At 68.8% G+C, this 8,524-nt stretch carries 8 protein-coding genes; 4 read left to right on the forward strand and 4 right to left on the reverse strand.

The features are described 5' to 3' along the window. Positions 1 to 38: 38 nt before the first annotated feature. Positions 39 to 821: a hypothetical protein gene (locus ABB33_RS13490; protein ID WP_056932449.1), complete on the forward strand. Its 783-nt coding sequence runs from the start codon at positions 39 to 41 to the stop codon at positions 819 to 821. A 78-nt stretch (positions 822 to 899) separates the two neighbouring features. Here the strand turns inward: ABB33_RS13490 and ABB33_RS13495 are convergent, their stop codons facing one another. From ABB33_RS13495 to rocF, 4 genes are all read right to left on the reverse strand, one after another. Beyond that, positions 900 to 1,121 (reverse strand): CsbD family protein, encoded by a 222-nt coding sequence (locus ABB33_RS13495; RefSeq protein ID WP_054667983.1) that lies wholly within the window; start codon positions 1,119 to 1,121, stop codon positions 900 to 902. Positions 1,122 to 1,313: 192 nt separating this feature from the next. Next, positions 1,314 to 1,448 (reverse strand): entericidin A/B family lipoprotein, encoded by a 135-nt coding sequence (locus tag ABB33_RS13500; protein ID WP_056932450.1) that lies wholly within the window; start codon positions 1,446 to 1,448, stop codon positions 1,314 to 1,316. A gap of 56 nt (positions 1,449 to 1,504) precedes the next feature. Continuing rightward, a complete protein-coding gene (locus tag ABB33_RS13505) occupies positions 1,505 to 1,657 on the reverse strand; it encodes an entericidin A/B family lipoprotein (protein WP_056932451.1) in 153 nt (50 codons plus the stop codon). A gap of 127 nt (positions 1,658 to 1,784) precedes the next feature. Beyond that, positions 1,785 to 2,705 carry an arginase gene (gene rocF / locus ABB33_RS13510; protein ID WP_056932452.1) on the reverse strand — a complete coding sequence of 307 codons (921 nt, stop codon included), beginning with the start codon at positions 2,703 to 2,705 and terminating at the stop codon, positions 1,785 to 1,787. A gap of 214 nt (positions 2,706 to 2,919) precedes the next feature. On the opposite strand from rocF, the gene hemN reads away from it, so the two are divergent. The 3 genes from hemN (at position 2,920) to ABB33_RS13525 (ending at position 8,343) form a co-directional block, all read left to right on the forward strand. Continuing rightward, positions 2,920 to 4,317: an oxygen-independent coproporphyrinogen III oxidase gene (hemN, locus tag ABB33_RS13515; protein ID WP_056932453.1), complete on the forward strand. Its 1,398-nt coding sequence runs from the start codon at positions 2,920 to 2,922 to the stop codon at positions 4,315 to 4,317. Between the two features lie 19 nt (positions 4,318 to 4,336). Continuing rightward, positions 4,337 to 5,092 carry a helix-turn-helix domain-containing protein gene (locus ABB33_RS13520; protein WP_056932454.1) on the forward strand — a complete coding sequence of 252 codons (756 nt, stop codon included), beginning with the start codon at positions 4,337 to 4,339 and terminating at the stop codon, positions 5,090 to 5,092. Positions 5,093 to 6,066: 974 nt separating this feature from the next. Further along, complete coding sequence (locus ABB33_RS13525) at positions 6,067 to 8,343, forward strand: nitric-oxide reductase large subunit (protein ID WP_056932455.1); 2,277 nt, start codon at positions 6,067 to 6,069, stop codon at positions 8,341 to 8,343. Positions 8,344 to 8,524 lie beyond the last annotated feature (181 nt).

Raw genomic sequence — 8,524 nt, forward strand, 5'->3', positions numbered from 1 at the left:
TATCGTCGGCAGCGTCAGATGTGTATAAAAGACAGGCCATGTACCGCTTCCTCGCCTGCCTGCTGCCCCTCCTGGCCCTGTGCGGCTTCCGCCCGGCGCCGCCCCTTCCGCCCACGCCGGTGGCGCTGTCGCTGGTCGACCGCGACAGCGGCGATGAAGCCACCGCATACCTGCATCGCGGGCAGCAGTGGGTCGCCGGCACCCCGGGCCACCGCTATGCCGTGCGCCTGCGCAACCTCAGCGGCGAGCGCGTGCTGGTGGTGCTGTCGGTGGACGGGGTCAACGCCATCAGCGGCCAGACCGCGGCGCCGGACCAGGCCGGCTACGTGCTCGAGCCCTGGCAGGAGAGCGACATCACCGGCTGGCGCAAATCGTCGGCGGAGGTGGCGCAGTTCGTGTTCACCGACCCGGGCGACAGCTATGCCAGCCGCACCGGCCGCCCGGCCAACGTGGGCGTGGTCGGCATCGCCGTGTTCGGCGAGGCGCGGCCGCTGTCGATCGCCCCGGCACCGGCGCCGCGACCGGCGCCACTGCGCGCGCAGGAGGCAGGCGCCGACCGCGCGATGGACGCATCGGCAGCGCGGGCCGCGGGCGGCGAGCGCCAGCAACTGGGCACCGGCCATGGCGGGCGCGAGGCATCGGCCAGCCATGCCACCGGCTTCGAGCGCGCCAGCCGCACGCCGGTACAGGTCAGCCAGATCCGCTACGACACCCGTTCGCGCCTGGCGGCGATGGGTATCGTGCCGGGCCAGCGCAGCGACCCCGCGCCGCGCGCGTTCCCGGGCGGCTTCGTACCCGATCCGCCTCCGCGCTGGCGCTGATGGCGCAGACAGCAGACAGCAGACGGGCCGCATGATGCGGCCCGTCCGGATACAGCCCAGGGGGGAGCGTGCTGTGGCTCAGCGCCAGTCGGGGTGGTCGCGGTGCAGCGTATCCTGGAAATCGCGCACTTCCTTCTCGGCGCGATCCTTGGCCCAGCCATAACGCTCCTGCAGGCGCCCGGCGAGGTACTCCGCATTGCCTTCGGCCACCTTGAAGTCGTCGTCGGTCAGGTCGCCCCACTTGGCCTGCGCCTTGCCCTTGAGCTGGCTCCACTTGCCGGAAATGATGTCTTTGTTCATGCGTGTCTCCTTTCGGGGGATTGGCGGCAGCTCCGCCGCACGAACAGCATGCCGGCGCGGATGTTGGCAGGAGATCGACGATTTGTATGCAAGCGACGACGTTCTTGAACGGCGCTTCAGCTTGCACCGGCCGAGACAACGAAAAAGGCCGGCATGTAGCCGGCCTTTTCCGCGTCCGCCAGTCGCCGGGCATCAGCGCTTGGCTGCGTCCTCCACCTTCTCGCCGGCCTTCTGCACGTCCTTGCCGGCACCGGCAACGGTATTGCAGCCGGACAGCACCGCGATCGAGAACAACGACAGCATCATCAGGGCAACCGTGCGCTTCATGTCTATCTCCTGGATGGCTCTTGGATGGCGCGGCCCGCTGCGGGCCGCGGCGGGGGTCAACACTTGCCGTCGCTGCAGTCGTGGGCCTTGTCCTCGACCTTCTCGCCGGCCTTCTGCATGTCCTTGCCGGCGCCGGCGACGGTGTTGCAGGCGCTGAGCATCCCCGCCGAAAACACCGCCAGCAGGGCCAGCATCAGTACTCGCTTCATCAGGTTTCTCCTCTGCTCGACTGGCGGCCGCCGGGTGGCGACGCCGCGTGTGGAGAGGAATCTGGCGGCATTCACGTGCAGCGCGCGTGAACGCCACCGGCGCAGGTTCAGCGAGGTGGTGCCGCCGTCAATCGCGCATCAGGGTGGATTTGCCGAACAGGCTTTCGACCAGGTCCACCGCCAGCTTGGCGGTGCGGTTGCGGCGGTCCAGCAGCGGGTTGAGCTCGACGATGTCGAGCGAGCCCATCAGCCCGGTGTCGGCGATCATCTCCATCACCAGCTGCGCCTCGCGGTAGTTGACCCCGCCCGGCACCGTGGTACCCACACCCGGGGCGATGCTCGGGTCGAGGAAGTCCACGTCGAAACTGACGTGCAGGTGGGTATTGGCGTCGATGCCTTCGAGCGCGGCCTCCATGGCCCGCTTCATGCCGCTCTCGTCGATGTAGCGCATGTCGTACACGTCCACGTGGTGCTGCTTGATCAGGCGCTTCTCGTCCTGGTCCACCGAGCGGATGCCGATCTGCCGCACCTGCTGCGGCGAGATCGCCGGCGCGTCGCCGCCGAGCCGGGTCAGCGCGTCCGGGCCGAGCCCGCACAGGCACGCCACCGGCATGCCGTGGATGTTGCCCGAAGGGGTGACTTCGGAGGTGTTGAAGTCCGAATGCGCGTCCAGCCACAGCACCCGCAGCTGCTTGCCCTGCTCGCGGCACCAGCGCGCCACGGCAGTGATCGACCCGATGCCCAGGCAGTGGTCGCCGCCCAGCATGATCGGCAGGCGGCCATCGCCCAGCTCGACCAGGGTCGCCTCCATCAGCGCATGGTTCCACGCGACCACTTCGTCCAGGTGCCGGTAGCCGTCCACCGGCCCGGTCCACGGGTTGCGCGGCCCCTGCAGGTTGCCGATGTCGCGCACGTCCACGCCACGCGCGGCCAGCGCCTCGGGCAGGCCGGCGATGCGCAGCGCCTCCGGTCCCAGGCGCGCGCCGCGGTGGCCGGCACCGACGTCGGTGGGCACGCCGATCAGCGAAACGGGACGATGAGTGGCCATGATTCCTCCGGAGCAAAGCGATGCAGTCTAGCGAGCGGCGGGTGCGGCCGCCCGCGGCAACGCAACAGCACGGTCCCCTGGCGGGGCTCGCGCCCCTGCCTGACAGCCCGGACGCACGGCGGTTTCCAGGCTCCGCAACCCACCCGGGGCAAGGCGCAGGGCGGCGGTTGACGCACGTCAAGGACAAGCCGGCGGCGCCTGCTAGGCTGCCGCAATGGCCACTCCGTCCCCCCTGTTCGACCCCGAGCTGCTGCGGCGCTACGACGCACCTGGGCCGCGCTATACCTCCTATCCGACCGCCCCGCAGTTCACTCCCGGGTTCCAGGAGGCCGACCTTGTCGAGATGGCGGCAACCAGCAACGGCGACCCGATCCCGCGCCCCCTGTCGCTGTACCTGCACATCCCGTTCTGCGCCAGCCCCTGCTTCTATTGCGGCTGCAACCGCATCATCACCCGCGACACCGCGCGCGGCGCCGCCTACCTGACCCGGCTGTACCGCGAGATGGCGATGATGTCCGCGCTGTTCGACCGCGACCGCGACGTCGAGCAGGTCCACTTCGGTGGCGGCACCCCCAACTTCCTCACCCCGGCGCAGATCGCCGAGGCCATGGACGTGCTGCGCCGGCATTTCTCCTTCGCCCCGGCCGCGCGCCTGGACTGCTCGATCGAACTGGACCCGCGCTTCATCAGCCCCGAGCAGATCGGCGAGCTGGCCGCCGCCGGCTTCAACCGCGCCAGCCTCGGCGTGCAGGACTTCGACCCCGAGGTGCAGCGCGCGGTCAACCGCATCCAGAGCGTGGAGCAGACCCTGGCGATCATCGACGCCTGCCGCCAGCATGGCCTGCGCTCGGTCAACGTGGACCTGATCTACGGCCTGCCACGGCAGACCCTGGAAGGCTTCTCGCGCACCCTGGACATCACCCTGCAGGCGCGGCCGGAGCGGCTGGCGATCTACGGCTATGCGCACCTGCCTTCGATGTTCCGCCCGCAGCAGCGCATCGACGCCAGCGAACTGCCCGCGCCGGAAGCCAAGCTCGCGCTGCTGCAGTGCGCAATCGACAAGCTCGGCCAGACCGGCTACGTCTACATCGGCATGGACCACTTCGCCCTGCCCGACGACAGCCTGGCCGTGGCCCAGCGCAACGGCAGCCTGCACCGCAACTTCATGGGCTACACCACCCACGCCGAAAGTGACCTGATCGGCCTGGGCGTTAGCGCCATCAGCCATATCGGCCCCAGTTTCAGCCAGAACCCGCGCGACCTCGGCAGCTGGGAGCAGGCCATCGACCGCGGCCACCTGCCGGTATGGCGCGGCCTGCGCCTCGAGGAGGACGACGTGATCCGCGCCGATGTGATCCAGCGCCTGATGTGCCATGGCACCCTGGATTTCCGCGACATCGAGCAGCGGCATGTGATCGACTTCTCAACTTACTTCGCCACGGCGCTGGAGCGCCTGCAGGCACTGCAGGAGGACGGGCTGGTGGAGCTTTCGGGCGATGGGCTGGCGGCCACCTCGCGGGGACGGCTGCTGTTGCGTATCATCGCCATGTGCTTCGATCGCCACCTGCCCACCGCCGCCGCAGCAACACCGTGCTTCTCGCGTACGGTGTGACCCCGACGGGAGTGCCCGAATGAGTTCCCCGCTGGTCTTCCCGCGCACCGATGCGCGCATCGTCGCCGACGACGGCGACGCCCTGACGTTCTGTTCCACCTGCGCGTTTTCGCAGGCATGCCTGTCCGAAGGCATGGACAAGGGCGCGCTGGCCGACCTGCACGTGCTGGTCGAACACGTCGGTCCGCTGCGTGCCGGCGAGCACGTGTTCCGCGAGGGCGACTCGTTCAGCGCGATCGCCGCGGTCCGCGCCGGCACGGTCAAGACCTACCAGACCGACCGCAATGGCCACGAGCAGGTACTGGGTTTCCACCTGCCGGGCGAGGTGATCGGCCTGAATGCGATCCACGGCGACCGTTACCCGTGCAACGCGGTAGCGCTGGATACGGTGATGCTGTGCCGCTTCTCGTTCCCGCGCATCGCCCTGCTGGCCACGCGCCTGCCCAACCTGCAGCAGCACCTGTTCAAGCTGATGAGCCGCGACATCGGCGTGGCGTCGCTGTTCGCACGCGACAACAGCGCCGACGAGCGCATGGCGGCATTCCTGATCGGCCTGTCGCGGCGCCTGGCCGCACGCGGCTTCTCGCCGCGCCGGTTCCAGCTGACCATGGCCCGCACCGATATCGCCAACTACCTGCGGCAGGCGCCGGAGACGGTGAGCCGGGTGCTGCGCCGCTTCGAGCAGGAAGGCCTGCTGCACATCAAGCAGCGCGACGTGGAGATCCTCGACCTGCCGCGCCTGGAGGCAATGGCGCTGACGGTCCTGCGCGACTGAGTCCACTGGCGGCGCGTTTCAGTAAAACCCCGCTCCCCGGAGCCCGCCGCCGCGCGGGCGCTCGCCTGTCTACGCCATCGCGGGTGCGACAACGGTGATCCTGCCCGGCATTCGCCGCGCGGGCCTGCTTGCGCCGCGCCGCGCAGGTGCCGGTGCCGGTGCCGGAGCAATGAACCCGAAGACAGCGCGGGACGATGCACGCCGCTCTTCCATGCAACAACAACGAACCGGAAGGCGCAGACGCGCGGCTTCGCCGCGGTGAGCGGGCGGGTGCCACCAGGCAACTGCCGCGTGCCGCTCTGCCTCGCCGTCGGCACCCGTAGTAGGTGGCGGCTGGCGGCTGGCGGCTGGCGGCACGTCGTACCGTGGCTGCGGAGTCGCGCGTGACCCCGCATTGTGCTGCGAACGGGGGCATCGCGCGCCCGGCGGCTCCCCGTGCACGCGAAGGAACAGGCATTCCGTTCCAGCCGACAGCACCAAATCCCCTGTTCGCGTGAGCGGTCATGGCGGTGCCGTGGTTTGCGCTGTACAGCCCGGATGACAGCAGAAGCAGGATCAGGGATTCCATCATTGGGCAGGTGACGGATCACCCTGATCCGCCATACGGTTTCGAAAGACGTGTCCGTACGCGTGCGGAGTGCATTGGACACGGACAGGCACGGACCCGCACGCGAACAGTCGGGCTGCGTGCGCCGGCTCCCTGCGCGGGTCGCGCGGCGCGTGCACGGCGTACACCCCGCGTCACCCGGACGCGTGCTCCACGTCGCCCTTCGGCGGCTGCGCTGCCCGGCTCGATGCGCCGTCGCGGGACGCCGCGGGACGCCGGAAACACGCCGGGAAATGCGCGCTCACGGCACCCGCATGAAGCCCTGTCCGGGGCGCCCCGATGCAATCGCCGCGGTGCTTGACCTGCGTCATGGAGCCCCCTGGCGGCCACGCCGATGATGCGCCGGTATCCTCAGGAGAGCCGCAACATGAATTCCACACGCAAGCTATGGGTAGGGTTGGCGGCCCTGCTCATCGCCTCGTTCGCCGTCCTGCTATGGGTCGGCAGCGAGGTCCATCGCCAGGCGCCCCCTCTGCCCGAAAAGGTCGTGACCGAGGACGGCCGGGTCATCTTCACCCGCAAGGACATCGAGACCGGCCGCCAGGTCTGGCAATCGATCGGTGGCCAGCAGCTGGGCTCGATCTGGGGCCACGGCGGCTACGTCGCCCCGGACTGGGGCGCGGACTGGCTGCACCGCGAAGCCGAGGCCGTGCTGGACATCTGGGCCCGGCGCGAGGCCGGCGCCGAGAGCTACAAGCAGCTCGACGCCGCCACCCAGGCCGCCTACGCCAAGCGCGTGCAGAGCCTGCTGCGGCCCAACACCTACGACGCCGTGGACGGCGCGATCATCGTCGACAACGACCGCGCCGCGGCGATCGCCACGGTGGCTGCGCATTACGAGAGCCTGTTCTCGGCCGATCCGGCTACCGGCGAGCTGCGCGAAGCCTATGCCATGCGCAACGACACGGTGCCCGACGCCGAGCATCGCCGCCAGCTGACCGCCTTCTACTGGTGGGCGGCATGGGCGTCGGTGACCGAACGCCCCGGCTCGGACATCACCTATACGGCCAACTGGCCGGCCGACAGCCTGGTCGGCAACACCGCGCCGCCAAGTACTTTCATCTGGACGGTGTTCAGCGTGCTGTTCCTGATCGCCGGCATCGCCCTGCTTGGCTGGCACTACGCGGTCAACCACGGTGATGAGATGGCCCCGGTGCTGCCGAAGACCGACCCGCTGGCCGCGATCAAGGTAACCCCGTCGATGCGCGCCACCGCCAAGTACTTCTGGGTGGTGATCGCGCTGTTCCTCACCCAGATCCTGCTCGGTGCCATCACCGCGCACTACCAGGTCGAAGGCCAGCAGGCCTACGGCTTCGCCATCGCCGACGTGCTGCCGTATTCGCTCACCCGTACCTGGCACACGCAGCTGGCGGTGTTGTGGATCGCCACCGCGTGGCTGGGCATGGGCCTGTACATCGCACCGGCCATCTCCGGCCACGAGCCGAAGTTCCAGCGGCTGGGGGTGAACTTCCTGTGGATCTGTCTGATCGTGATCGTGGTCGGCTCGTTCGCCGGGCAGTGGTTCGCGGTCATGCAGAAGCTGGGCCTGAAGCACAACTTCTGGTTCGGCCACCAGGGCTGGGAATACGTGGACCTGGGCCGCTTCTGGCAGTGGTTCCTGTTCATCGGCCTGGTGCTGTGGCTGACCCTGGTCGGCCGTGCGCTGTGGCCGGCGATCAGGAACGGCGGCGAGTCCAAGTCGATCGTCAGCCTGTTGTTCCTGTCGGTGGTCGCCATCGGCCTGTTCTATGCGGCCGGCCTGATGTGGGGCGAGCATACGCACCTGTCGATGGTCGAATACTGGCGCTGGTGGGTGGTGCACCTGTGGGTGGAAGGCTTCTTCGAGGTCTTCGCGGTGGCGGTCATCGCCTTCCTGTTCACCCGCCTGGGCATGCTGCAGGTGAAGTCGGCCACCGTGGCCGTGCTGTTCGCCACCATCGTGTTCATGGCCGGCGGCGTGCTCGGCACCCTGCACCACCTGTACTTCACCGGCACCCCGACCGCGGTCATCGCGCTGGGCGCCAGCTTCAGCGCGCTGGAAGTGGTGCCGCTGGCCTACGTGGGCTTCGAGGCGTACCACAACTACCGCATGGGCAAGGCCACGCCGTGGATGGCCAAGTACAAGTGGCCGATCCTGTTCTTCATCGCGGTCTCGTTCTGGAACCTGGTCGGTGCCGGCCTGTTCGGCTTCCTGATCAACCCGCCGCTGTCGCTGTACTACATGCAGGGCCTGAACCTGACACCGACCCACGGCCACACCGCGCTGTTCGGCGTGTACGGCATGCTCGGCATCGGCCTGATGCTGTTCTGCCTGCGCGGGCTCAAGCCGGACGTCGTCTGGAACGAGAAGCTGCTCAAGGCCAGCTTCTGGGCGCTGAACCTGGGCCTGGCCGGCATGGCCGCCTTCACCCTGCTGCCGCTGGGCATCCTGCAGCTCAGCGCCGCGCTCAAGCACGGCTACTGGTATGCGCGCTCGGCCGAGTTCATGCAGCAGCCGATCGTGGACATGCTGGTGTGGATGCGCGTCCCGGCCGATACGCTGTTCAGCGTCGGCGCGCTGGCGCTGGCCTGGTTCGTGTTCCGCCTGTGGGTGGCGCCGCGCAAGGCGGCGGCACTGCCGGTGGGCGAGGCCGACCAGGCCTGAGCCGACGCATCGCATGATGCAACCGGGGAAGAGCCGCGCATGCGGCTCTTCCTTTTTGTGCACGGCGATCCGGAAGTCTGTCGTTGTTGCCGTGATCCTTCCTTTTCCGCTTTCGACCTGCGGCTCGTCGCTGCTCAAGCGGCGCCGATGCCAGGGCCTGGGGCATCGGCAGCCGCTTGAG

The sequence above is a fragment of the Stenotrophomonas acidaminiphila genome (genome assembly GCF_001431595.1).
Taxonomy (GTDB): Bacteria; Pseudomonadota; Gammaproteobacteria; order Xanthomonadales; family Xanthomonadaceae; genus Stenotrophomonas; species Stenotrophomonas acidaminiphila.

Coding starts and splice junctions, on each gene's coding strand:
- ABB33_RS13490 (WP_056932449.1), top strand. CDS start 39: ATGTACCGCTTCCTCGCCTGCCTGCTGCCCCTCCTGGCCCTGTGCGGC.
- ABB33_RS13505 (WP_056932451.1), bottom strand. CDS start 1,657: ATGAAGCGAGTACTGATGCTGGCCCTGCTGGCGGTGTTTTCGGCGGGG.
- ABB33_RS13500 (WP_056932450.1), bottom strand. CDS start 1,448: ATGAAGCGCACGGTTGCCCTGATGATGCTGTCGTTGTTCTCGATCGCG.
- ABB33_RS13495 (WP_054667983.1), bottom strand. CDS start 1,121: ATGAACAAAGACATCATTTCCGGCAAGTGGAGCCAGCTCAAGGGCAAG.
- rocF (WP_056932452.1), bottom strand. CDS start 2,705: ATGGCCACTCATCGTCCCGTTTCGCTGATCGGCGTGCCCACCGACGTC.
- ABB33_RS13520 (WP_056932454.1), top strand. CDS start 4,337: ATGAGTTCCCCGCTGGTCTTCCCGCGCACCGATGCGCGCATCGTCGCC.
- ABB33_RS13525 (WP_056932455.1), top strand. CDS start 6,067: ATGAATTCCACACGCAAGCTATGGGTAGGGTTGGCGGCCCTGCTCATC.
- hemN (WP_056932453.1), top strand. CDS start 2,920: ATGGCCACTCCGTCCCCCCTGTTCGACCCCGAGCTGCTGCGGCGCTAC.